The following is a 25,710-nucleotide window of genomic DNA, read 5'->3' as shown; positions in this document are numbered from 1 at the left end:
GAGTGATTTTATCTTCTTGGATTGCCGCAGGCTGATAAGCCATGGGGCGGCAAATTGTAGTGTTGGTTTTTGTTCGATACCAGCGTAACAATTTGCATAATTTAGTAAAAATATATAATTATTTGATTTTTATTGATTAAGTTCTTTCTTCACCGATCGCTGTCACATTTTAAGTCAAAAAAATGTCATATTTTGCTTTTCCCGACCCCCGCTTGTCGCCGATAATGCGCCGCGTTCATGACCACTAAATGGCCTAACGTTTATGCTACATTTATTTGCCGGACTGGATTACTACACCGGCCTGATGTTGATATTGGCTTTGTTGTTTGTATTGATGTACGAAGCCATTAACGGTTTTCACGATACTGCGAATGCCGTTGCCACTGTTATTTATACCCGTGCTATGCGCGCCGAGTTTGCCGTTGTTATGGCGGGTGTCTTTAATTTCTTCGGTGTACTGCTGGGCGGCCTGAGCGTTGCCTATGCGATTGTTCACCTTCTCCCCACGGATTTATTGCTGAACGTGAGTTCGGCGCATGGTCTGGCGATGGTCTTTTCCATGCTGTTGGCCGCCATTATCTGGAACCTGGGTACCTGGTATTTTGGTATTCCTGCCTCTAGTTCTCACACACTGATTGGCTCCATTATCGGTATTGGTTTGACCAATGCGCTGTTGACGGATACCTCCGTCGTGGATGCGTTGAACGTGCCGAAAATGATCAGTATTTTCCTGTCGCTGCTGCTATCACCGATTGTGGGGATGGTAGTCGCAGGCTTGCTGGTGCTGGTGCTGCGTCGGTTCTGGAACAATAGTAAAAAACGCAAGCGTGTGCATTTGACACCTGTCGATCGTGAAAAGCAGGACGGCAAACGTAAGCCGCCATTCTGGACGCGCACTGCACTGATTTTATCGGCGATTGGCGTAAGCTTCTCTCACGGTGCAAACGACGGTCAGAAAGGTATCGGCTTGATTATGCTGGTGCTGATTGGCGTCGCGCCAGCTGGGTTTATTGTCAACATGAACGCATCTGGCTATGACATCAGTCGTACTCGCGATGCCGTTGTCAATTTGCAGGAATACTACAAGCAGCATGGTGACGCGCTGACGCACGTTATCGATCTGTCTCCGCCAGTGATTCCTGCACCAGAAAGCACGATTCCCGGTAACGGCCAGAAAGAGTTCCACTGTGACAGTTCACGCGTGATGATCGCGATTGAGCGTACTCAGGGCCTGCTGAATAACCTGAAAAGTTACGACCAGTTGAATCCTGACGATCGTAGCAGAGTGCGCCGCTTGTTGATGTGCATTGCGGACACGATGGATCGAGTGGTTAAGCTGCCAGAAACGTCGGGCGAAGATAAACGCTACCTGAGCAACCTGCGTAAAGACATGCTACAGACGGTGGAATACGCGCCTCTCTGGATTATTGTCGCGGTTGCATTAGCGCTGTCTCTAGGCACCATGGTGGGCTGGAAACGTGTAGCTGTGACCATCGGTGAGAAGATTGGTAAGAAAGGCATGACTTACGCACAAGGCGTTTCGGCGCAGGTGACGGCGGCCTTGTCGATTGGTGTTGCCAGCTACACCGGTATGCCGGTTTCCACCACGCACGTATTATCCTCGGCGGTTGCCGGGACGATGATTGCGGACGGTGGAGGCGTACAGGGCAAAACGATAAGAAGCATTCTGCTGGCTTGGGTATTGACGCTGCCAGTTTCAATGCTGATGTCCGGTACGTTGTACTGGCTGGCATTGAAACTGATCTAATCGCGGTTATTCATAACGCATAAAAAAGGCGATTCTGTGGGGAATCGCCTTTTTACTTTTTATCGATATTCATGTTGTTAATACCAACGAGGGTGTTAATACCAGAGATTGTGTAAGTACCAATAATTATCTAAGTACGATGTTTTAATACCACATCATCATAGCAATCAAGCTGATGACAATGAGGCCACACAGGGCGGTCGTGAGCAGAAATTGTCCCCGCACCCGCTCGCAGCGGCGAATAAATTCAGGGTCGTGATGATCAAGATAGCGTTGCGCGTAGATATAACCTACCAACCTGATTTGCTTGCTTGGCTGACCGTGCGATGTAAAAAAACCTCCTCCATCAACGTATTGGTAAAGCAGTGGGTCACAGTCACGCAAAATCAGCAGTAACACACGTAGTGAAGAGTAGTACCTCGCCATATTGATGATGCAGACGATACATAAAGCCCAGAAAAGCGCAAATGTACTAATCATGCTTCCCTCCCGGTCGTTCTATTCGTCTCGTCAGATTCGATGGCCACGCATTTCCGTGGTCTACCTGTGCCTGATGACAAACGTTATTATCCGCGACGCTTATCTACGACGTTTTTCTGCGACGAATAGTTATGCCACGCGCTTGCGCACGATTTTATTGCCATTTTGGATAGCCAACAGCATCACGGCTAGCCCCATTCTCGTTTCCCATCCTAGGGCGCGGCGGACAGGCCCACCACTCCCTACTTGTAGTGTAGAAGAAGAATGTTCGTTTGTACCAGAGGGGCTGCTGCAATCGGGAGAAAGGACGATTTTCGACGAGATAATGCCCTTTCAGAAAGAACAAGCTGCGCAATTTAACTGTGAAAAGGAGCGGTTTCTACTACACTTATCAATAGAATTAACAGGTTTGAAAACAGGTTGTGATCGACTGAACAGTCCAATAGCGCGGACGAATGCTATCTTATACCTGTCATACTTCAAGCTGCTTGCACGTTGGCTGCCCCAGTCACTTACCTGAGTAAGCTCCTGGGGATTCGCGCAGTTGCCGCGTTACAAGGCCCATAAATGAGCCTTGCCCTAGAGGGTCAACGCTTTGGCGTTGTTCAAAACGCTAGCGTTTTGTCACGCAACTCGAATTATTTAGGGTATATAGCTCTCTGTTAAGTATTAGATTGGCAGGAAAAATATCTGCTAACCCTTAATTAGTCTTTACGGAAGGAGTCTTATTATGGCTTACAAACACATCCTTATTGCTGTTGACCTTTCTCCAGAAAGCAAAGTGTTAGTGGAAAAAGCGGTTTCGATGGCAAGACCGTACAATGCGAAAGTCTCGTTAATCCACGTCGATGTGAACTACTCCGATCTCTACACGGGGCTTATCGACGTCAATCTGGGTGACATGCAACAGCGTATCTCTGAAGAAACCCAGAATGCGTTAACCGAGCTGTCCCAAAATGCGGGTTATCCCATCAGCGAAACGCTGAGCGGTAGCGGCGATTTAGGGCAAGTGCTGGTTGATGCGATTAGGAAATACGATGCTGACCTCGTGCTGTGTGGGCACCATCAGGACTTCTGGAGCAAACTGATGTCTTCCGCACGTCAGCTGATTAATACCGTACATGTCGACATGCTCATCGTGCCGCTGCGTGATGATGAAGACGAATAAAAATTAGCTTTTTTTGCATTTTTTTTCAGTGACGAAAGGCACGGCTTCTTGGCTGTGCCTTTTGTTATATAACAAAAACTTATGTCAAATTTCCCTTCCTGAATCGCTGAAAAACCCTTTCTATCCCATTGGATTATAACGTTTATCTGAAAAGAAAACGCTTGCTTAAATATCCATCGCCAGTGTTATAGTCCAGAGGACACAACATCATTTTCACCTATCCCATAAGCTTCTACGTGTCTAAAAATAAAGAAGCAGAAGGGAACTTATTCGTTCAATCAGGAGCTGTTCATGGCACAAATCGTATCTCTGGCGAGTTTTCTTGATTCTGTTCAACAACGCGATCCGCATCAGCCTGAATTTCTACAGGCCGTAAATGAAGTGCTTTCCACTCTGTGGCCTTTTTTGGAGCAGAACCCACACTATGCGGATTACAGCCTGCTGGAACGATTGGTAGAACCAGAACGTGTGATTCAGTTTCGCGTGGCGTGGACGGATGATAAAGGTCAGGTTCAGGTGAACCGTGCCTGGCGCGTCCAGTTCAGCTCCGCGATCGGCCCGTACAAAGGTGGCATGCGCTTTCATCCGTCCGTTAACCTGTCGATTCTGAAATTCCTTGGGTTCGAGCAGACGTTTAAAAATGCGCTGACGACGCTGCCAATGGGCGGCGGCAAAGGGGGTTCGGACTTTAATCCGAAAGGGAAAAGTCAGGGCGAAGTCATGCGTTTCTGTCAGGCATTGATGACAGAACTGTATCGTCATCTGGGCGCGGATACGGACGTTCCGGCGGGCGATATCGGCGTGGGTGGTCGCGAAGTTGGCTTCATGACTGGCATGATGAAGAAACTGACTAACAACACTGCATGCGTATTCACCGGCAAAGGGCTGTCGTTTGGTGGCAGTCTGATTCGCCCTGAAGCGACAGGCTACGGCCTGATTTATTTCACAGAGGCGATGCTGAAACGCCACGGTTTGGGCTTTGAAGGCATGCGTGTTGCGGTATCCGGTTCCGGTAATGTGGCGCAGTACGCGATTGAAAAAGCGATGGAGCTGGGTGCTCGTGTGGTCACTGCATCGGATTCCAACGGCACCGTGGTGGATGAAAACGGGTTTACCCCAGAGAAACTGGCACTGCTGGAAGAGATTAAAAATAAACGCTATGGCCGCGTGGAAGATTACGCGCGCGAAGCGAAGCTGACCTACCTTGCAGGTAAAACACCGTGGGAAGTACCGGTAGATATCGCGCTGCCGTGCGCCACGCAGAATGAGCTGGATCTCCCAGCGGCGCAGATGCTGATTGCTAACGGTGTGAAAGCCGTGGCAGAAGGTGCCAACATGCCGACCACGATTCCCGCGACTGACGCGTTTCTGGATGCGGGAGTGCTGTTTGCGCCGGGCAAAGCGGCTAACGCAGGCGGCGTGGCGACATCTGGGCTGGAAATGGCGCAGAACGCGGCACGTTTGGGCTGGAAAGCAGAGAAGGTCGATGCGCGCTTGCATCACATCATGCTGGATATCCATAATGCGTGTGTGCAGTACGGTGGTGAAGATAGCCAGACGAACTATGTGCGCGGTGCCAACGTGGCTGGCTTTGTAAAAGTGGCCGACGCGATGCTGGCACAGGGCGTCGTGTAACGCCTTAGTCCTTCTGAGCGCCTGTATTTGCAGGCGCTTTGACTTTTCACTTATTTATCTATGTGTTAGCGATATTTCTTGCTGGACACCGCTTCCTGCCTTTCTTTATCTTAATCCGCATTGTGTATCGTCGGGCTTTTGCCGATACAACCCGTTCTTTTCAAGGTTTACACCATTGTGAAAATCAAACATCTTCCTTTCGATCAGAATCGTAATGGCTGGTTGGCAGATCTTATCGATAAACCGAATTACCCACAGCAGCGTGGAAAAATAACCGCGGACTGGCTGGTGACCGGCGCTGGCTATGCGGGGATCGCTTTTGCTCAGCGTCTGGCTGAACAGCGTCCGGATAAACACATTATCCTGCTGGATGCGGGAGAGATTGGCGACAATGCCTCTGGGCGTAACTCCGGTTTTGTCATCGATTTGCCGCATAACATCGGCAGCTCTACGGCGGAGTTAGAAAAGGCTGCGGCTTATCGCCGCCTCTTGCAGTCCGGCGTGGCGCATCTGAAAGAAAAGGTAGATCGCCATGCTATTGCGTGTGACTGGAGCGTGGCGGGAAAATATCACTGTGCTGTTAGCTCTACATTCAACGGCCTGATCGATACCTATGTCCGTGAATTGAACGACCTTGGCGAACCCTATCAGGTGGTTGAAAAAGACGAACTTGCTCGTCGCCTCGGAACATCTTTCTATCAGCGCGCCGTGTATACCCCCAATTGTATCCTGCTAAACCCGGCGGCGCTGGTGATCGGGCTGGTGGCGAATCTGCCTAAGAATGTGACGGTTTACGCCCATTCCCCTGCGTTGAATATCGAAACTGGATCGCGCATTCGCGTAGAAACGCCCTATGGTGAGATTCAGGCAGATAAGCTGATGATGGCGATTAACGGCGCAGCGCGCGGCCTGCCGTTGTTTAATGGTCGGGTTTTTGCCGTAGCGACCTTTGCGACGCTGACTGAGCCGCTGAATGCGGAACAGATTGCGCGAATTGGCGATATGCCAGATTGGGGGCTGACGCCAGTCAATGCGCTAGCTAGTGCGACGCTCCGTTACACGCGCGATCGCCGTTTCCTGATTCGGGAACATGTGAAATTTGCTCCTGAGTTGGTCAATAGTGCGGTAGAAACCGGGCGCCACGCGCGTCGTCACGCTGCTATTTTTTCTCGAATGTTCCCACAGTTGAGCGATGTGAAAATGGCGCACACGTGGTCAGGACTGATTAGCGTCACACGCAACGGGGCACCAATTTGGGGGCAGCTAAGCGACAATGTGTTCGCATCCGCTGGCTGTAACGGGGCGGGGCTGTCGAAGCAAACTGCCGCCGGACATATTCTGGCGGATCTGGCGTTAGGTGAAGACAATCCGTTGATTAGCGATATGCAATCGCTCGGACAGGCGAACTACCTGCCGCCACGCCCTTTTCTGGATGTGGGCGTGAACGGCTACCTGACGAGCGAACGCTGGAAAGCCCGCAGCGAGAGATAGCAATACCAGCCTATGGCAGGCATTGAAGACCGTTGGAAAATCTCTTCGTAGGATGATAATGGAATAGAAGAGTAAAGCGTCCGCGCCAGGGATGGCGCGGTTCGAGCTTACAGGGACGTACTTGCAGCGTCTTTACGATCTATCCATTATCACTGCGCGATGCACTTCGTTTGGAATCTTGGGTTTCCGTAAGGTGTCGGTCAGTTAATCGCCGCGATAATCGTTAGCTGATCGTTCAGCCGCTGTTTGGTCAACGCATTGGTGGTACTGTCGCGCTGTTGCGTCAGCTCCGCCACGTGTTTCTCCCTCTGCGCAGTGTCCGGCAGCAGTAACGACTTCACATTGATGGATTGCACGTTGCTGTAGCGGCCATCGTCTGAGGTCGGCACGCTGATTTTTCCACTGTTAAGCAGGGATTCGACTATTTTGCGTTCACGCTCATAGCCCTGCAATCCTGACAGCTTCCAGCGCTGTGGTACCGTACCCTCGTATTGTCCTTTTTTCACCTCAGTCAAATAACGGATGGTCAGGTTACGAATCGTGCCCGCCTCTTCGCCATATTCCACTTTGGTATCCGATAGCACCGGGAACTGCATACCTTCCAGCACGCCGCCTTTCTGCGTCAGGTGGCCCATACGGTAGCTGTTCATACCCAGACGGATCGGCATGCCGTCGGTAACTGGCGTGCCGTTATTCATTTTCAGATCGGTAATACGCTGTCCGGCGGGCTTCGTCAGGTCGATGGTGTACGTCACGCCGTCGAAGAAATCATTGGTGGAATACTTGGAGGCGCGACGCTGCGGATTGAAACTGTAAGTCACATCCCCGTCTTGCAACTGGTTGAAGTAACCTGCTGACCATTCCATGTATTTCTTCAGTTCTTTTCCGGTTAGCTGATAAACCGTGATTTCACCGCCAGCATATTGATAGTTAAAGGCGATGTCTTTTGCGGAGATGGTGCCGACGTTCAGCTTGGGCCGATCGTTATCAATTTGCAGCGCGATAACCTGCGCTTTGGGGGCGTAATGACGGCTGGCTTCCTGGAACAGGGCGCTGATGCCAGTGTCCTGTACGTGCACCTGAGGGATGCCTTTTACAGCATCTTGCGGTACCAGATCGTGCTCTATGAGCTGTGCAATCGGACGGTTGGCGTTGGCGCGTAGAGTGTTATGGTAAGGCTCGTAGATGTCTTCCATTTTACGGTCAGAATCTACGTCTTTAATCGAATAGGTGTAGCTGTCTTTGTTGATCAGCACGTATTTGCCGTTCTGCTGCTCAAACTGCAAATCGATGCGCGACAGTGCGCGACCATATTTGTCCGGTTCGGTGACGATCACGCCATTAATCACCTCTTTATCCACTTTTACGTGCATATGGCCCGCGACGATAGCGGCCAATTCAGGGTTAGCGCGAGCAATATCACCCACGCCAGTACCCGGTCGCTGGTTCTCGTTATCGATCCCCATATGGGCGACCAGCACGATGGCGTCCACTTTGCCGTGGATTTGCTGGATAACGGTTTTTACTGCCCCGACGGGATCGGTAAAGTTCAGCCCTTTTACACGGTCAGTACCCTTGGCGAATTCAGCGGTCATCGGCGTATCCATACCGATGATGCCAATCTTCACACCCTGTCGTTCGACAATTTTATAGGCGGGTAAGTAAGGCTTACTGCTCTCCCAAAAAATGTTGCCCGCCAGCGCGGTGCCAGTGAACTGGTCAAGCGAGGTGGAAAGCACGTTCAGTCCGAAATCGAACTCGTGGTTGCCCATCACCCAGACGTCATAATCCAGGGCGTTAAAACCGAGAATCATCGGGCTGGTTTTGTCATTTTTGAACGTTTCGACAAAGTTGCCCTGAATGGTGTCGCCTGCATCAACCAGAATCACATTTGGCTGTTGCGCACGAACTTTATGTACCTGCGTCGCGATCTGGCTCAGGCTGCCAGCCATGTTGGCGGTGTCGGTAGCGTAATCCCAGGGAACAAAGGTGCCATGCAGGTCGGATGTACCCAGAATCGTGATATTTACCGGTTCTTGAACGGCCATAGCAGAGGTACTCAAACAAAGCAGAAGTGACAGAAGCGTTTTTTTCATTATGTCATCTTAGTGTAATAAGAAGTGATAGCGCGAAATTATGCGATTTGCTTCTCATTTGTGCTACAGACTTTGCAAATACAGCATAGGAAATGCGAAGCAGGATTGGTTTTATACTCCAAATAATTCGAGTTTCAGGACAAAACGCTAGCGTTTTGAACAGCGCTTGCGCTGACCCCGAAGGGGTGAGGCCATAAGGCCGAATAACGCGGCAAGAGAGGGCGCCCCGATGAGCTTACATAAGTAAGTAATTCGGGTGACTGAATGCAGCCAACGCACATGCAACTTGAAATATTACGAGTATAGCCGCTGACGCATGTAGCGGCACAGCGGCGAGGTGTGTCAGGCGGGAAGGTAGAAGTCGAAACGGTGGCTTTTGGTTTCCAACATGGACTGTGCGGGCATGCCAGCCAGCGGCGGCGCATAGTCAGGTCGTTTCACCACGACGCGTTTCTTTGCCAGCGCGCGTGCGGGTTCCAGCAGTGCATCGGCGTCGTCATCTGCACCCACCAGCGACTGAAACACCCGCATCTCTTTCTTCACCAGTGCGCTCTTTTGTTTGTGGGGAAACATGGGATCGAGATAGACCACATCCGGCGGCGGCGTGATGTCACGCAGCGCAGTCATACTTGATGCGTGTAGCAGCGTGAGCCGTTCCCGTAGCCACGGTCCGATTTCTGCATCCCGATAGCCACGCTGCAACCCGTCGTCCAGCAGTGCCGCAACGACCGGATTGCGCTCCACCATGCGTACGTGGCAGCCCAATGCGGCCAGTACAAAAGCATCGCGTCCTAGTCCGGCGGTCGCATCTACGACATCCGGCAGATAATCTTTTTTGATACCGACAGCTTTGGCGACAGCCTCACCGCGTCCGCCGCCAAAGCGGCGACGGTGTGCCATCGTCCCGGCAACGAAATCCACGAAGATAGCACCGAGCTTCGGTTCATCCTGCTTGCGCAATTCCAGACGTTCCGCGGTTAGCACCAGCGCCATCACCGCATCGGGATCGGAAACCAACCCCCAGCGCTCTGCCAGAGAAGATAAGGCGCCACTATCGGCGCCTTCTTCTGCGATTAAGCAGATGCTCATCCTTTGATGCCGTAATGCGCAAGCATGGCATCCAACTGAGGTTCACGGCCACGGAAGCGTTTGAACAGCTCCATTGGCTCTTCGGAACCGCCGCGAGTCAGGATGTTATCCAGGAATGACTGACCGGTTTCACGGTTGAAGATACCTTCTTCCTCGAAACGGGAGTAGGCATCGGCCGCCAGCACGTCGGCCCACAGATAGCTGTAGTAGCCTGCGGCATAACCGCCCGCGAAGATGTGGCTGAATGCATGCGGGAAACGACCCCAGCTTGGGCTTGGCACCACGGCTACCTGCGATTTGATCTCCGCCAGCGTTGGCAGAATCTGGGCACCTTTCGCAGGGTCAAACTCGGCATGCAGGCGGAAATCGAACAGGCCGAACTCCAGCTGACGTAGAATGAACAGCGCGGCCTGATAGTTCTTCGCTGCCAGCATTTTATCCAGCAGTTCCTGCGGCAGCGGTTCACCGGTTTCGTGGTGGCCAGAGATAAAGGCCAACGCTTCTGGTTCCCAGCACCAGTTTTCCATGAACTGGCTTGGTAATTCGACTGCATCCCACGGTACGCCGTTGATGCCAGCGACACCGGCGGTATCGATCTGGGTCAGCATGTGGTGCAGGCCGTGGCCGAATTCGTGGAACAGGGTGGTGACTTCATCATGTGTGAACAGCGCGGGTTTGCCATTGACCGGACGGTTGAAGTTACAGACCAGATAGGCGACCGGTTTTTGCAGCTCGCCGTTACCTTTACGCAGTTTACCCGCGCAGTCATCCATCCAGGCACCGCCACGTTTGTGTTCGCGGGCGTACAAATCGAGATAGAAGCTGCCGCGCAGTTCACCGCTTTCATCGAACAGATCGAAGAAGCGAACATCCGGATGCCACACATCGACGTCTTTACGCTCTTTCGCTGTGATGCCGTAAATGCGTTTAACCACTTCAAACAAGCCATTCACCGCGCGGTCTTCCGGGAAGTACGGGCGAAGCTGCTCATCGCTGATGGAATACAGGTGCTGCTTCTGCTGCTCGCTGTAGTAGGTGATATCCCAAGGCTGTAATTCATCCACGCCGTAGTGTTCTTTAGCGAAGGCGCGCAGCTGTGCGAGTTCTTCTTCTGCCTGCGGACGGGCGCGTTTCGCCAGATCGCTCAGGAAGTCGAGTACCTGCTGTGGGTTTTCCGCCATTTTGGTTGCCAGCGACTTATGCGCGTAGCTATCGAAGCCCAGCAACTGTGCCAGTTCGTGACGTAGCGCCAGCTTCTCCGCCATAATTTCGCTGTTGTCCCACTTGCCCGCGTTAGGCCCCTGGTCGGACGCACGGGTGCCGTAGGCGCGGTACATCTCTTCGCGTAGTGCCTGATTGGTGCAGTAGGTCATCACCGGCAGATAGCTCGGGATATCCAGCGTCAGCAGCCAGCCATCTTGTTCTTTGGCTTCTGCCTGCGCTTTGGCAGCAGCCAGCGCGCTTTCCGGCATGCCATTCAGCTCGGCGACGTCGGTAATCAGTTTGCTCCAGCCCATCGTGGCATCCAGCACGTTGTTGCTGTACTGCGAGCCAAGTTCGGATAGACGAGCGGAAATTTCGCCGTAGCGTTTCTGTTTTTCCGGTGACAGGCCGATGCCGGACAGTTCAAAATCGCGCAGCGCGTTATCAACGGATTTCTTCTGCGCCAGGCTCAGCGTGGTGTAGTATTCGCCGTCACGCAGGCTGCGATAGGCCTGATACAGTCCGGCATGTTGACCAACCCAGGTACTATGTTCGGACAGCAGTGGCAGACATTGTTCATAAGCACCGCGCAGCTCCGGGCTGTTCTTCACGGCGTTCAGATGGCTGATAGGGGAAAAAATGCGGCTAAGACGATCGTCGCTGTCCGCCAGCGTCTGACACAGATTATCCCATGTAAACGGCCCGGCCTGTGCGACCACTCGTTCTACCGTTTCGCGGCATTCATCCAGTGCAGATTTCACTGCTGGGACAATATCTTCCGTTTTAATGCTGGAGAACGGGGGCAGGGTAAATGAGGTCAGTAATGGATTCGTCATGGTGCCGTCCTGATAATTGTGGGTGATCTCGTTGCCGGTAAGTGGAATCTGTTGAAGAGCGGCCGGCAAGGCGGATATCTATTGCGGATTGATTACTAAGATGAGGTCTAGTGCCATGAAAATCAATGGTAGAGGCGGTGCTCATCGTGGCCAAAGGTGCGTTTTCCGTCGTCAATAAGCCCTGCGCGTTGCCTATTCAGGCTCGTTAACGCGGTGCTAAATGCGTTTCCCTGAAAATTTTTGCTATTTTTCTGCCCGATTTTGTTTTTCGCGTGACCTACCTGATGTGTCTTTTTTTTCAATATTTCAGGGGAATGACAATGGCAATAAATAATCATAATGGTGGGTGCATCGCGCATAAACCCGCCTTGGCGGTAGCGCGGGCAGTCCATTTGGCACTGTCTGGCGTGTTGATCTTAAGTGTCGGAACAGCCAGCTCGGCGCTGGCGGCAGAAACTGCCGCTTCTGTCGCGGTACCGACAATGGCGTTTTCCATTCCGGCAGGGCCATTAGGAACATCGTTGCAGGCTGTCGCCAGCCGCGCCAATGTCATTCTCACGTTTTCTCCCGATCAAACACAGAATAAAACCAGCGGGAGCGTGCAGGGAACCTACACTGTTCAGGAAGCCTTTGCGGACGCGCTGGCAGGAACGGGACTACGTGCGGTACAGACGGCCACGGGATATCGGCTGGAGCCCACGCTTGCTGCCGAGGGAAGCGACGGCAGCCTGATGATCCCGACGCTCTCGGTCGTTGGCGGTACGTCGGACAGCGCCGCTGCCGGACGCTCCGTTTTACGCCAGGCCGATGTCGATCGCGTACAAGCCGACAATATTGCCAGCCTGCTCGATAAACTTCCCGGCGTGTCGATGGCGGGTTCTCCTCGACCAGGTGGACAGAGCCTGAATATCTGGGGCATGGGCGACATGGAAGACGTCAAAGTCGTTCTGGACGGTGCGCCAAAAGGCTTTGAGAAATACCGTCAAGGCTCAGTGTTCATTGAACCTGAACTGATTAAGCGTATCGACGTTGATAAAGGCCCACATGATATTCGCAGCGGCAATGGCGGCTTCGGCGGTACCATTCACGTTGATACCAAAGACGCCAGCGATCTGCTGCTGCCGGGAGAAAACTTTGGTGGGATGGTCAAGTACAGCTATCACACCAACGATCGACAAAATATCTACAGCGGCGCGCTGTATGGCCGCACGGAAGACGGGATGGCAGATGGCCTGCTCTACATGAGCAAGCGCGATGGCGACAACCTCGAGCGTCCTGATGGCACGCGCTTTGTCTACTCGACCAGCGACATGGCGTCTTATTTACTGAAAACCAATATCTATCTGACGGATTCCCAAACGCTAACGCTCTCCGCTATGCGCTCTGAATCTGACGGCTGGCAGCCGTTTGCCGCGAAGCGTGATGATATGGCAACCCCCACACAGGCAGAAATCACTCGTTATGGCTGGGAAGAGGCGTGGCGGCGTAAGCTGGTTTACCGCGATCAGGTCGATAAGAACTACTCGCTGAAATGGAATATCGCGCCAGCGGATCAGCCGTGGTTGAACCTGACCGCGTCATTTGCCACGTCGAAGACTGAACAACACGACAGGCGTCCTGATTCGGCGTCACAGAGCAGCTATCTGGGATCGCTGGGGAATGAAAGCTGGGTGAGTTATAAAGATCAGCTTGCGGAAGTCAGTAACGAAAGCCTGTTCACTACCGGCCCGCTCGATCATAAGCTGCTGGTGGGTATGCGCTGGCACCAGCATAAGCGCGATACGCTTATTTATTACCCGTCTGGCAAGAATAGCGCCGAGTATAACTATGGTTATTTCCAGCCTTACTACATGCCAGCAGGGGAACAGGAAACCCGCAGCCTGTATGTGCAGGACGCGGTAACACTCGGTAGCGTAACCATTACGCCGGGTGTGCGTTATGACCATGTCACGAATACGGGGAAACCTAATTTCGCACCACGTTATAACAGCAGCATTCCGGCTGCCGGACATGACTACAGTAGTGTGACATACACCGGTTGGTCGCCGCGTATCGGTGCACTCTGGAAAGCGACGGACAATCTCTCGCTGTTTGCCGATGTCAGCCGCACCTGGCGTGCGCCTGTCGTCGATGAGCAATATGAAGTGCAGTCTGCTGCGTCCAGCGTGCCGGGAACCAGTCGTAATCTGCAAGTTGAGAGTATTAAAGCATTTCGTCTGGGGGCGATTCTGGACTTCAATGATCTGATGCTGGAAGAAGACAGTCTGCAAATTCGCACCACGCTATTCCGTAATCGCGGTAAAAACGAAATTTTCTACCGTCGCGGTATTTTGTGTGAAGCACAGACGCAGAGTGGCACTTCATCATCTTGCGGGCAGCCGCTCTCTAACTACCGTAATTTGCCAGGCTATACCATTGAAGGGGTTGAGATTGAGTCGTTCTACGACAGCCGCTGGTTGTTTGGTAGCCTGTCCTTCTCTTCCATTCGCGGCGAGCGCGATGCGTCACCGCGTAATCCGTGGGGCAACAAAACCTGGATTGCTGAAATCCCACCGACAACCGCACATGCGACGCTGGGCACCAAAATCCCGCGTCTGGATATGGCCGTAGGCTGGACGGGTGACTTCGTGCGTAAGCAGGATCGATCGCCAGAGGATGGCGATCCACTGGCCGATATCTGGGCACTACCGAAAAGCAAAGGCTACGTGCTACATGGTCTGTTTGCCAGCTGGCAGCCGCAGTCGATAAAAGGATTTGAAGCACGAGTGACGGTCGATAACCTGCTGAATACGGATTACTACCCGTATCTGGGCGAATCCGTGTCCGGCGTGGGACGTAACGTGAAAATCAGCGTGTTACAACGCTTCTGATAGTGACGCACGGGGCGGATAGGGTTTCCGCCCCGTGAGTAGGGGCATGTTGCATAGGCGTAATGCAAATTCAGCAAATTTGAATAATTTTCGTTTCGGAACTTGACAGTCAGAGGGAAAAAACATAAATAAGAACGATTATCATTCTTATATTTAAATAGCGCTCTGGGGTAAAGTTCGATGGTGAGGAAAGCGACGGCCAGCGTTAATGACTTTGCCCAACAGCTCTATTTCGATCACCACCGCTGGTTGTATAACTGGCTGCGCCATAAACTGGATTGTTCCCAGCATGCGGAAGACTTGGCACAGGATACGTTCCTTAGCGTTCTGATGAACCCGGAACTGCTCACGATTCGCCAGCCGCGACCGTTTCTGGCCACCGTGGCTCGCCGTTTAGTTGCCAATCATTATCGTCGTAAAAAAATTGAAGATGCCTATCTGGATGTGTTGAGCACGCAGCCGGATGCCTGTATACCCTCCCCTGAAACGCGTCTTCTTACTCTCGAAATTCTTGAACAGCTTGATGCCGCGCTGGATGGCCTTCCAGCCCCGGTCAGAGAGGCGTTTCTACTGGCGCACCTCCACGGTATGCGCTACAGCGATATCGCCGAGCGCTTGCGCGTTTCCAGCAGTTCAGTGAAACAATATCTGCAACGCGCCAACCTCCAGTGTTTCTTTGCCCTGCCGCTATGAACGATCGCTCTTTTTATCGTGACGGGCAAGGCCAGCCGATTCAGCCTGATAGCGCACGTGAAGCGGTGGCGTGGCTGACGCAACTGATGTCCGACAGCGTCACGGAACAGGATCGCCGCGAGTGGCAGCGTTGGCGGGACGCTTCGCCGGATAACGAGCAGGCGTGGCAGCATATTGAGTCCGTGTGTGCCAACCTGGGTCAGCTTAACGCGCGGGCCGCCCACCAGAGTCTCTCGACGCTTGGCGGTATGCAGCGCCGCAGCGTACTTAAAGCGCTCGCTATTCTCTGCCTGACCGGAGGTGCTGGTGTAGCCGGATCGCGTACGGATTTGTGGCAGTCGTTTACGGCAGATTATCAGACGCAGGTGGGCGAACAGCGCCATGTAATATTGGAAGATGGCACGACACTGCTGCTGAATACACAGACAGCGCTGAATGTGGCCTACGGTGACGATCTACGTCAGCTCATGCTGATTCGCGGTGAAGTCATGATCGAAACCGGCCAGGCGGAGAAGGCCGCACTGTATCCACGTCCTTTCGTTGTGACGACGGCACAGGGGAAAGTGCAGGCGCTGGGGACGCGTTTCAGTCTGCGGGTGCAGGACGAACATACGCAGGTAACGGTGTATGATGGCGCGGTAAGGCTTCATCCGCAGCAGAACGCTCAGGATGTACGCGTGGTAAAGAGTGGACAGGCAGCGACGTTCACCACGCAGCGCTGTGGCCAGATAGAGACAGCGAAGTCAGAACCCGCGTGGGTGAAGGGGCAACTGCTAGCGGATAATCAGCGTCTGGTGGATTTTGTTGATGAACTGAGCCGTTATCGCAGCGGCGTGATTCGTTGCCAGCCGGAGGTTGAGAGCCTACGGTTCTCCGGCGTTTTCCCGCTGTCTGATACCGATAATATTTTGGCGGCGCTGGTTGAGGCGCTTCCTGTGCAGGTGCGTTATTTCTCTCGCTACTGGATTCAGATTGCTGCGCGATAAAATATCCTGCCAAAATGGAATAACATTACATTTTATGCTGTTTTAACTTTTTTTCTGCCCGATCCCCGTAGTTGAACGACCCACTATTATCGGTTGCCTATTTTATACCTAACGATGTGATGAAGAACGTATGATGATTTCCTCGGAACCTCATTCATTGAGAATACTGCCTCTGTCTTTGCGGCGAGAGGCGGTGTGTTAATGGCTGCACAGACGCTGAAATACAATACGATTCAGCCCGCCACGACGGTTCGTTGGGGAAGTGGCTCACTGCTGGCGTTGGCGCTACACGCAGGGGTGATTGTCTGGATGAGCTACCATGTGCTCGATTCCTCAATTGAAGCACCGCCGCCCGCCATGATGTTAATGGTTGCGGATAGCGTGCAGTCCACGTCCAGTCCTCAGGATGCGCCTGTCGGCCCGCAGCAGACGCTGTCCACACCACAACAGGCTTCGACTCAACCGGAAAAAATGATGCAAGACGTGCCGCTGCTCGCACCTGCACCAAAACCGGTGATTGCGACGGCGCAAAAGGAGAAACCGCAGCCGCAGAAAAAAGTGCAGAAAAAAATGGAAAAACCGGTGCAGGAGACAACGCCACAGGAAGAGGTCGCGCCATCGGAAAAACCGCCTGCACCCGTTACCAGCGCACCGCTGCCGGGCAGCAGCCAGCAAGTCGCTGCGCCGTATAACAGCGATGCTGCGCAGATGCGTAAAGGCGTAGCGGATTGGAGTAGCAAACTGTTGGCACATCTGAGCCGCCATAAACGCTATCCCGCTCAGGCCGCACGGCAGCGGTTGCAGGGTGTCGCTCAGATTCGTGTGACGTTAGATCGAACAGGAAAGGTGCTGGCCGTTTCGTTGGCCAGCAGCAGCGGTGTGGCGCCATTGGATGTGGAGTCTGTCGCTTTGCCGCAGCGTGCTCAGCCGCTTCCGGCTCCGCCAGCAGAAGTGATTGGCGATAACGCGCAGCTCACCATCACGATCCCCATTAGCTTCGATTTACGAGAAGCACACCGCTAACTGATATCAACTAGCGCGGCGTATGCGCATCATACCCAGCATAAAAAAAGCGAATCGCGTAAGGGTTGCCTTGTTCAGTAAAGAACTCTGCGACTCTCTCCCGTTCCAGCCCGTAGCGGCGTGATAACAACCCTGCCTCGAAGGCGGCCTGCTGACGGTCGCCTTTAGTTTCCGCCAGATTATGAGCATAGCCGCAAATATAGCCGCGTCGATAGTCGTAGCAGTAAGGGCTAATATCGTTGGTGGATTTTGGATTGGCAGATCTTAGCCCCGCGAGGACGCCCCGCTCAAAATGGTTTCCCATGATAATGCTCCGTGAATGATCGTTATATAGTTAATAATATAACGCTTATTTATCGCTCACCAGATCTGTTGAAAAATATTCCTGTGTTAGCCGTGTGCGGTCTTTTCCTGACCAAGATGTATATACTATTGCCCTGCTTGCTGAACGGGCTCGTTGTCTGCGCCTGATGGCACTCTGAGAATGGAATGGTTAATAAGGAAAACCGCATGATGCACCCGCAAGACGCTTCTCTGGCGATTGGTATCGATCTGGGCACAACGAACAGCCTGATTAGCGTTTGGCAAAATGGCGAGGCACGCCTGATACCGAATGCCCTGAATGATAACTTCACGCCTTCGGCCGTCAGTATTGATGAAGATGGCAGTATCTTGGTGGGGAAACCTGCGATCTCCCGTTTGACGACGCACCCGCAGGTGTCGGCGTCACTGTTTAAGCGCTACATGGGGAGCAAGAAAACCTTCAGGCTCGGGGATAAAACGTTCTCTCCCGCTGAGCTGTCGGCCATGGTGCTGAAATCGCTTAAAGCCGATGCGGAAAGCTACCTCGGGCACCCCATCAAGGACGTGGTGATCTCTGTGCCAGCCTATTTCAGCGATGAACAGCGTAAGCAGACGCGTTTTGCGGCGGAACTGGCAGAGTTGAATGCGGTCCGTTTAATTAATGAACCCACCGCTGCCTCTATGGCCTACGGCTTACACACGCAGGAACTGGGGCGTACGCTGGTCTTTGATTTAGGCGGCGGCACCTTCGACGTCAGCGTGTTGGAATATGCCTTTCCGCTGATCGAAGTGCATAGCTCGGCGGGCGACAACTATCTGGGTGGCGAAGATTTCACACAGGCGGTGGTGAAAACCTGCCTGAAAGCGTGGAAACTGGACGATTCAACGATTCCCACGACGGATCTGGCACGTCTTTACAGTCACGCTGAAGCGCTGAAATGCCAGCCCGGTTTCCCCTCTCCATCAAATGAACTGCTATGGCACTGGCGCGAGGAAGACTGGCGCGTCGTGTTGGATAGCGAAGAGATTGAAGCGGCATGGCTACCGCTGATGAATCGCATTCGTGCGCCGATAGAGCAGGCGTTACACGATGCCCGCCTGAGGCCGGAACAGCTAGATCATGTGGTGCTGGTCGGTGGGGCATCAAAGATGTCGATTATCCAGAAGTTGGTGGTCAGGCTGTTTGGCAAATTACCTTATCAGCATCTGGATGCGGATACCGTGGTCGCCAAAGGCGCGGCGGTACAGGCCGCTTGTCGACTACGCGAGCAGGACATCGAAGAAGTGATCCTGACAGACGTTTGTCCGTACACCCTTGGAATTAAAACCGCCAACGACAAACAAAACGGCCTGTTTTCCCCGATATTGGAGCGCAATACGGTGGTGCCGACTTCGCGAGTAGAGACATTTTCCACTGGCTCACCCGGTCAGGACAACATCTGCATCGCCATCTATCAGGGTGAAAGCCCTTACGTCGATAACAACGTATTTATCGATGAGTTCACCATGCCGATAAAGGCGAAATCTTATAAGCAGTCCATTGAGGTACGTTTCAGCTATGACATCAACGGGCTGCTGGAGGTGGATGTTAACCTGCCGGATAGCGGCGATAACTTCACGAAAGTGATCGATCGCAGCCCGACGGGGTTGAGCGCCGAACAGCAGCAGAAAAGTCACCAGAAACTGCAAGCGCTGAAGATTCACCCCAGAGACAATCTCATGAACCGTAACCTGCTAGCGCGGCTGGAAAAAGCCTGGGCGCAAACGCGTCTGGAAGAACGAGAACAGATTGGCTTCTGGCTACGTGACTTTGAACAGGCGCTGGCGGGACAATACGCACCGGCGATCGACGAAACGCGGGAGCGGATTGAGCAGTATCTGGATGAAGTCTCTTACTGATATTCGGGTGGCACGTGCTGTACCACCCAAATCATTTTCGTCAGGCTGGTGTGGTATCCGTTTCGGTTTTCTTGCCGTGTGGCGGCGGCCCGAATTTATTCCAGCGGTTAAGGCTTGGTGTCAGCAAAGGGAGCAGCAGAAATAGCGGTATGAGTAGGGTGAAGAAACTCATCACCCACGGCGTATTGGATCCGATATCGTTATAACGTCGACGTGCGGCACTTAACAAATTGAGCACGATGAGCACGAGCAGCAGCCCTTCGACATACGGCGGTGGTGAGCCGATCCAGTCACTTGCGCGATAGAGAAAATAGCTTCCCAACCCAGACTGCATCAAGAAACCGAGGCGGCTAATGCGTGTGTTGGTGCGCCAAAATTGCCACCAGTAGCTTTTTCTGACCTGCGGCATACTGAACTGACGCTCGCGCCGATCGGTACATTGCAGCAGCACCTTTGCGATCAATCTCAGCGTGATGTCTTCATGCGGATAGGACAGATGTTCGGTCAAAAAGCGCTGATCGCTATTATCAAACAGGTATTCGGGATTCTTCGCACAGTTTTGAATCAATTGGCCGATGAGCGTGACGCGTTTGTCGTCGGAAAGCTGTTTTAATGACTTTTCCAGCTCATCCGACTCTTCGATAAAGGCGACACGGATGTCTTCTTCCTGCTGTGTTTCAACGGGGAGAGACGCCAGCCATTCACGATGTTGCTCGGCCTGTTCTTCTTCTCCCACAAGGATATAAAACGCGTGGAAAAAGATCTGATAGATGATGGGCGATTTCGCCAGCTCTGCCTGCCAGTGCTCATCGGTAAGATAAAAATGGCTGGCGGCGAACTCGCTGTAAACCTCTCCGCTGTTGAGATATTCCTCGATAGCGACGGGGAAGTGCATCCAACAGTGATAGTGCAGCGGGTCAGTTAGGTCGAGCTGTTTTTTCAGCGGTCTAACTGCATCGCCATCACGGCATTCTGCCTTGCGAAAGAGCTGAGAGAGTGAATGTGCCGGGTGGGTTAAGGCCAGTTCGGGCAGTACAGACTGGCGCGGTAAACCCAGACAAGATATTGGATCGGTCATCATTAATGCGATCAGTATCGCCTGCCTCAGTTCCGCTTTGGCGCTGAGTTCTTGCGGCTTATCGACCCCTTGCGGCACCAGAGATGCATCGCGCTGATAGCGCGCAGAAAGTTCGACCAGACAATCATTGATCGGGTCGATTTCTTCCGTATGGATGCCGCTGCTATACAACTTGTTAAGCTGATTCAGCGACAGTGGACGCCATTGTCGCAGCCAGGTTTGTGCTTGCAGCCAGGCGAACGATTTTTGGTTGGTGAACGCGCTGGGCAACGCATCTTCTGACGGCGAATACAGCCACTCCGTGAAGGCGTGAATCGCGCCGGAGGTATCCAGCCAGGATAAGCGTTGTGTCGCCTGAAATTGCAACCCCTGTAAGATCAACGCATACAGCGGTTCGTCGGGTAACGGCTGCGCCAGAATGTCCTGTAACAGGCGCTCATTACCCACGGTTAACATGCTGGCATGCCAGTACAGGCGATCCTGAATCGCGTCCCCGCTGTGTAGCAGCAGGTGCTGATAGATATCCTGTAAATCCTGTTTTCCCAGTTTCCAGCGGGCGTAGCTTTCCGCCATGGGCGACAGCGGCAGCTTCAGTGCTTCTCCCCAGCGAATCAGCATTTGGGTGTTGTGCTGAGAAATGAAGAACCGCTGGCGCGGATCGTCCAGCGCTAACCCTGTCAGGTCTGGCGCAGGTGTATAGTTAAATGACTGAATCAATAAGGGAAGTGCATTCGGCTGGTGTTGTTTGCACCAATCGATCAGCCATTGCTCCGCCTGTGCATGGTGAGTTTGCTGATAAAGCATCAGCCACAGCGAGAAGGCCTTCTCATCCTCTCCGGTAAGGGAACAGAGGCTAGCGCTGAGCGTGAGCCATTCTGTGTTGTCTGGTGTTGTGTCTATCTGTCGCAGACAGTAATCACGCAGTATGGCATTGGGAACGCTAGCATGGCTGTGCCAACGCGCGAGCTTTTGCATCAGTGCCGGACTGTCAGGCCAATAAATGGCCGTCGGGTTGTGCAGCAGCGTAGCTAACATAAACGCCGGACGATTCCAGTACGTGCCGTTGGCCTGCTGAAAATAGAAGATGGTTTCCAACTGTGCGGGCAGGCTTAGGTGCGATAGCAGAGAAAAATCGAACAGATCCTCATAGCCGAGAGAATCGAGAAAGTTGCGGACATCCTCGACTCCGTCACCAGACAGTTCCCCTTGACGCTGTTGCCAACGCAGGCGATCGGCCAGTGCACGAACACAGTGGATTGAGATACAGGACTCGCGCATCAGGCGCTGAAGCAGCGGCCAGCGAAGGCGATCAATCACATCGAAAGCCTGCTGATTCAGCAACTGAATGTAGCGTTCCCAATACAGTGGAACGAAGCGTTCGTTTGGGTTGCTTAACAGTTGCTCAAACGCGGCGACCAGCTCTTCTGCCTGAGGGTCGGCGTTGTCGGAGGCGGCATTCTCGGTTGTTGAGGGGGAAGCGCGCGATTCGGTATGAGCGTCTTCTTCATCACCCGATGACACAGGATTTTTCGCCAGCTTACAGGCGGTATCGTACGCCTCACGCAGCTGTTTGAAGCCATCGGGATCGGTTTCTGGGTGAAACTGCGGTACTTTCTGACGGTAAGCCTGACGAATAACATCCAGATCCTGAGTCGGCTCAATGCCTAATCGCTGCCAGCACAGTGTGTCCATTATATTTCCGCTTCTGGTAAGGACTCGGGCTTATCCATTTCTATCGGATCAACATCCCAGTCGAGGTCATGAATCGGGCAGTCCGGGTGGGTATAGAGCGTGCCGATCTGGTCAATGTAATCAGGATTTTGGCTAGCGTTGCTGAAAATGTAGCGCTGGCATTCAGGATCTTCCTCATCCAGGGAGAGCCAATAGGTGCGGCCAATCAAGAATGCGGCGTAATAATTTTCCCAACTGCGGTAATAGTAACGTGCTCTGTCGGCCAGCCGAGTGTGAATCCACAGGTTCTCGTTTTTGCTAATCCAGCCGTTGAGTAACCCGATGCGGCTCAAGAAACTCATGCGCCCCAAATCCCAGGCGCGAATCCCGCCTTCACCGCATAACGCGGCCGTTTCGGTCACCAGCGCGAGCGCTCCCTGCACGTCTTCAGATTGATTGGCGCAATGCTGTTGCCACTCGGATGCCGTCAGGTGATGCCAAAGGTGATAGTAATACGCCAAACGCTCAGCATGGCCGCCGTCTGTCATATCGTTAATCATTGAGATCAGCCCTTCACGGGACGTAATGCCCCAACTGTTGCTCAGACTGATGGTTTCGCCGGGCTCGTAGAAGGTAGGCTCGCAGAAGCGGGCATCGTACTTGATATTGAGTGCGACCATCGGGGCGGAAAGCGCCATCAGCCAGCGCTGATATTCAGGTTCCATCAGAATAACGTCCAATTCCATCATGGTTAGCGTGCGATCGTACTTTATGTACCTGAATATCGGTAGCTTTCAATCGGATGAAAAACGGCCATGTTTCACAATTTACTGATTTAAGACGATAAAAATTGTCGGTTTGCGCGGCGGTTCGCAGGCGGGACGTATTGAAGGGATATTTTCCGCCGTGGGCGGTTATACTGTCAGCTAATCGACGTTATTTATAAAAACTTCACCGGAAAGCAAGCATGCTAAGTTACCGCCACAGTTTCCATGCCGGCAATCACGCCGACGTGCTGAAACACACTGTTCAGAGCCTGATCATTACTGCCCTGAAAGAGAAAGAAAAACCTTTCCTGTATCTGGATACCCACGCGGGTGCAGGTCGCTATCAGCTCAGCGGCGAACACGCCGAGCGCACAGGCGAGTATCTGGATGGCATCGCGAAAATCTGGCAGCGTGACGATATTCCGGCTGAGCTTGAACCTTACATGCAGGCGGTGCACACCTATAACCACAATGGGCAGTTGCGCTATTACCCCGGTTCTCCGCTGATTGCGCGTCAGCTGCTGCGTGAGCAGGACAAACTCCACCTGACCGAGCTGCATCCCAGCGACTTCCCGCTGCTGCGTAATGAGTTTCAGAAAGATTCACGTACCAAAGTGTTGCGTGACGATGGCTATCAGCAACTGAAATCACAGTTGCCACCGCTTTCCCGTCGCGGTTTCATATTGATCGACCCACCTTATGAGCTGAAGACGGACTATCAGGACGTAGTTAAAGGCATCAAGGAAGGGCATAAACGCTTTGGTACTGGTGTATTTGCTCTGTGGTATCCGGTGGTGCTGCGTCAGAATATCAAGCGCATGCTGAAAGAGCTGGAAGCCACGGGTATTCGCAACATTCTGCAAATTGAACTGGCGGTGCTGCCCGACAGCGACCGCTATGGCATGACGGCGTCTGGCATGATTGTGATTAATCCGCCGTGGAAGCTGGCGGCGCAGATGAAAAGCGTGCTGCCGTGGCTGCATAACGTGCTGGTACCGGAAGGTACCGGGCATACGCTGGTGGAGCAAATCGTACCGGAGTAATGCGCATGGTTGTGGTGGGATTCGCGGTCGGTTTTTCCTATCGCAACCATAGGCATAACCTTTATTGGACGTGGGGCTCTGGCGTTACACTCTAGGCAAATTTTATTCACTTAAGCATGGATACACTGATGACCAAACACTATGACTACCTTGCTATTGGCGGCGGCAGCGGCGGTATCGCGTCTATCAACCGCGCGGCGATGTATGGACAAAAATGTGCGTTGATCGAAGCGAAATATCTGGGCGGCACCTGCGTCAACGTCGGCTGTGTGCCGAAGAAAGTGATGTGGCATGCGGCGCAGATTGCCGAAGCGATCCATCAGTACGGCCCTGATTACGGGTTCGATACCACGGTGAACCAGTTTAACTGGGGCACGCTGGTCAAGAACCGCAGTGCCTACATCGATCGTATCCACCAGTCCTACGATAACGTGCTGGGTAAGAATAAGGTTGATGTGATCCACGGTTTTGCTCGTTTTGTCGATGCGCACACGGTGGAAGTGAACGGCGAGAAAATTACGGCTGACCATATCCTGATTGCGACGGGCGGTCGTCCGGTTCACCCTAACATTCCCGGTGCGGAATACGGCATTGATTCCGACGGCTTCTTTGAGCTGGATGCGCTGCCGAAGCGTACCGCTATCGTCGGTGCAGGCTATATTGCAGTGGAGATTGCTGGCGTATTGAACGGATTGGGGTCTGAAACCCATCTTTTTGTACGCAAACACGCGCCGTTGCGCAGCTTTGATCCGCTGATTGTCGACACGCTGGTGGAAGTGATGAACACCGAAGGGCCGACGCTGCATACCGAGTCGATCCCGAAAGCGATTGTGAAAAATGCTGATGGCAGCCTGACGCTGGAGCTGGAAAACGGTCAGTCACAAACCGTCGATTGCCTGATTTGGGCGATTGGTCGTGAACCGGCGACGGATAATCTGAACCTGAGCGTCACTGGCGTGGAGCTGAACGACAAAGGCTACATCAACGTCGATAAATTCCAGAACACCAACGTTTCTGGTATTTACGCTGTCGGCGATAACACGGGAGCTGTCGAGCTCACGCCGGTTGCTGTTGCGGCAGGTCGTCGTTTATCCGAGCGTTTGTTTAACAACAAACCCGACGAGCATCTGGACTACAGCAACATCCCAACCGTCGTCTTCAGCCACCCGCCGATTGGCACCGTCGGGCTAACCGAACCACAGGCGCGTGAGCAGTACGGCGACGATCAGGTGAAAGTGTATAAATCTGCCTTCACCGCGATGTACACCGCTGTGACGCAGCACCGCCAGCCGTGCCGCATGAAGCTGGTCTGCGTGGGCAAAGAAGAAAAAATCGTCGGTATCCACGGCATCGGTTTTGGTATGGATGAAATGCTGCAAGGCTTCGCGGTCGCCGTCAAAATGGGCGCGACCAAGAAAGACTTCGACAACACTGTCGCTATCCATCCGACTGCCTCGGAAGAGTTTGTGACGATGCGGTGATGAGATAGGGAAACGGGTCCTACTGCTTTTCTGAAAGATGGAAACGTGCTGGTTGAATAGTGAACTATTTAGCCAGCATTTTTTATGCCTGCTCACAATGGTCTCTGGCCTGCGAGATAAAGAAAATGTC

The 25,710-nt window shown here is 53.0% G+C and carries 18 protein-coding genes; 11 read left to right on the top strand and 7 right to left on the bottom strand.

Features of this window, described 5'->3' with window-relative positions; genetic code table 11:
* Positions 1 to 262 precede the first annotated feature (262 nt).
* Positions 263 to 1,768 carry an inorganic phosphate transporter PitA gene (pitA, locus tag CLR69_RS20685; protein WP_129709436.1) on the top strand — a complete coding sequence of 502 codons (1,506 nt, stop codon included), beginning with the start codon at positions 263 to 265 and terminating at the stop codon, positions 1,766 to 1,768.
* A 144-nt stretch (positions 1,769 to 1,912) separates the two neighbouring features.
* Here pitA and uspB read toward each other — a convergent pair whose 3' ends face one another.
* On the bottom strand, positions 1,913 to 2,248 hold the full coding sequence (gene uspB / locus CLR69_RS20680; protein WP_107169339.1) for a universal stress protein UspB: 336 nt from the start codon (positions 2,246 to 2,248) through the stop codon (positions 1,913 to 1,915).
* A gap of 730 nt (positions 2,249 to 2,978) precedes the next feature.
* On the opposite strand from uspB, the gene uspA reads away from it, so the two are divergent.
* The 3 genes from uspA (at position 2,979) to CLR69_RS20665 (ending at position 6,542) form a co-directional block, all read left to right on the top strand.
* Positions 2,979 to 3,416 (top strand): universal stress protein UspA, encoded by a 438-nt coding sequence (gene uspA / locus CLR69_RS20675; protein WP_129709434.1) that lies wholly within the window; start codon positions 2,979 to 2,981, stop codon positions 3,414 to 3,416.
* Between the two features lie 291 nt (positions 3,417 to 3,707).
* Entirely contained in the window at positions 3,708 to 5,051 is a 1,344-nt protein-coding gene (gene gdhA / locus CLR69_RS20670) for an NADP-specific glutamate dehydrogenase (protein WP_129709432.1), read from the top strand.
* Positions 5,052 to 5,228: 177 nt separating this feature from the next.
* Positions 5,229 to 6,542, top strand: coding sequence for an NAD(P)/FAD-dependent oxidoreductase (locus CLR69_RS20665; RefSeq protein ID WP_129713063.1), 1,314 nt, complete (start codon positions 5,229 to 5,231; stop codon positions 6,540 to 6,542).
* A gap of 200 nt (positions 6,543 to 6,742) precedes the next feature.
* Here the strand turns inward: CLR69_RS20665 and CLR69_RS20660 are convergent, their stop codons facing one another.
* The 3 genes from CLR69_RS20660 to prlC all read right to left on the bottom strand — a co-directional run bounded on the left by CLR69_RS20660 (position 6,743) and on the right by prlC (position 11,766).
* Entirely contained in the window at positions 6,743 to 8,638 is a 1,896-nt protein-coding gene (locus tag CLR69_RS20660) for a bifunctional metallophosphatase/5'-nucleotidase (RefSeq protein ID WP_129713064.1), read from the bottom strand.
* Positions 8,639 to 8,980: 342 nt separating this feature from the next.
* Positions 8,981 to 9,727 (bottom strand): 16S rRNA (guanine(1516)-N(2))-methyltransferase RsmJ, encoded by a 747-nt coding sequence (gene rsmJ / locus CLR69_RS20655; RefSeq protein WP_129713065.1) that lies wholly within the window; start codon positions 9,725 to 9,727, stop codon positions 8,981 to 8,983.
* The gene (prlC, locus tag CLR69_RS20650; RefSeq protein WP_129713066.1) at positions 9,724 to 11,766 is read right to left on the bottom strand and encodes an oligopeptidase A; all 2,043 of its coding nucleotides are present in this window, start codon (positions 11,764 to 11,766) and stop codon (positions 9,724 to 9,726) included. Before prlC ends, rsmJ begins: the two co-directional genes overlap by 4 nt.
* A gap of 320 nt (positions 11,767 to 12,086) precedes the next feature.
* Here prlC and CLR69_RS20645 point away from each other — a divergent pair, with 320 nt between their 5' ends.
* The 4 genes from CLR69_RS20645 (at position 12,087) to CLR69_RS20630 (ending at position 17,338) form a co-directional block, all read left to right on the top strand.
* Positions 12,087 to 14,636 (top strand): TonB-dependent receptor, encoded by a 2,550-nt coding sequence (locus CLR69_RS20645; protein WP_129713067.1) that lies wholly within the window; start codon positions 12,087 to 12,089, stop codon positions 14,634 to 14,636.
* 180 nt (positions 14,637 to 14,816) lie between these two features.
* Entirely contained in the window at positions 14,817 to 15,329 is a 513-nt protein-coding gene (locus CLR69_RS20640; RefSeq protein ID WP_129713068.1) for a sigma-70 family RNA polymerase sigma factor, read from the top strand.
* Positions 15,326 to 16,315, top strand: a complete 990-nt coding sequence (locus tag CLR69_RS20635; protein WP_129713069.1) for a FecR domain-containing protein — start codon at positions 15,326 to 15,328, stop codon at positions 16,313 to 16,315. The genes CLR69_RS20640 and CLR69_RS20635 overlap by 4 nt, the downstream gene beginning before the upstream one ends.
* A 201-nt stretch (positions 16,316 to 16,516) precedes the next feature.
* Complete coding sequence (locus CLR69_RS20630) at positions 16,517 to 17,338, top strand: TonB family protein (protein ID WP_129713070.1); 822 nt, start codon at positions 16,517 to 16,519, stop codon at positions 17,336 to 17,338.
* A 10-nt stretch (positions 17,339 to 17,348) separates the two neighbouring features.
* Here CLR69_RS20630 and CLR69_RS20625 read toward each other — a convergent pair whose 3' ends face one another.
* Positions 17,349 to 17,642, bottom strand: a complete 294-nt coding sequence (locus CLR69_RS20625) for a DUF2623 domain-containing protein (protein WP_129709404.1) — start codon at positions 17,640 to 17,642, stop codon at positions 17,349 to 17,351.
* Positions 17,643 to 17,848: 206 nt separating this feature from the next.
* On the opposite strand from CLR69_RS20625, the gene CLR69_RS20620 reads away from it, so the two are divergent.
* Complete coding sequence (locus tag CLR69_RS20620) at positions 17,849 to 19,540, top strand: molecular chaperone HscC (protein ID WP_129713071.1); 1,692 nt, start codon at positions 17,849 to 17,851, stop codon at positions 19,538 to 19,540.
* Between the two features lie 40 nt (positions 19,541 to 19,580).
* Here CLR69_RS20620 and CLR69_RS20615 read toward each other — a convergent pair whose 3' ends face one another.
* Positions 19,581 to 22,310 (bottom strand): J domain-containing protein, encoded by a 2,730-nt coding sequence (locus CLR69_RS20615; RefSeq protein WP_129713072.1) that lies wholly within the window; start codon positions 22,308 to 22,310, stop codon positions 19,581 to 19,583.
* Positions 22,310 to 23,038 (bottom strand): DUF1266 domain-containing protein, encoded by a 729-nt coding sequence (locus tag CLR69_RS20610; protein WP_129709395.1) that lies wholly within the window; start codon positions 23,036 to 23,038, stop codon positions 22,310 to 22,312. Before CLR69_RS20610 ends, CLR69_RS20615 begins: the two co-directional genes overlap by 1 nt.
* 218 nt (positions 23,039 to 23,256) lie before the next feature.
* On the opposite strand from CLR69_RS20610, the gene CLR69_RS20605 reads away from it, so the two are divergent.
* Both CLR69_RS20605 and gorA read left to right on the top strand, forming a co-directional pair.
* Positions 23,257 to 24,099, top strand: coding sequence for a 23S rRNA (adenine(2030)-N(6))-methyltransferase RlmJ (locus tag CLR69_RS20605; RefSeq protein ID WP_129713073.1), 843 nt, complete (start codon positions 23,257 to 23,259; stop codon positions 24,097 to 24,099).
* Positions 24,100 to 24,227: 128 nt separating this feature from the next.
* A complete protein-coding gene (gorA, locus tag CLR69_RS20600; protein WP_039490257.1) occupies positions 24,228 to 25,580 on the top strand; it encodes a glutathione-disulfide reductase in 1,353 nt (450 codons plus the stop codon).
* The last annotated feature ends 130 nt before the right edge of the window (positions 25,581 to 25,710 follow it).

Origin of the sequence: Pectobacterium zantedeschiae (assembly GCF_004137795.1) — a bacterium.
Classification (GTDB): Bacteria; Pseudomonadota; Gammaproteobacteria; order Enterobacterales; family Enterobacteriaceae; genus Pectobacterium; species Pectobacterium zantedeschiae.
Note: the sequence above shows the minus strand (reverse complement) of the source record. Positions and strands in the feature narration are given on the sequence as shown.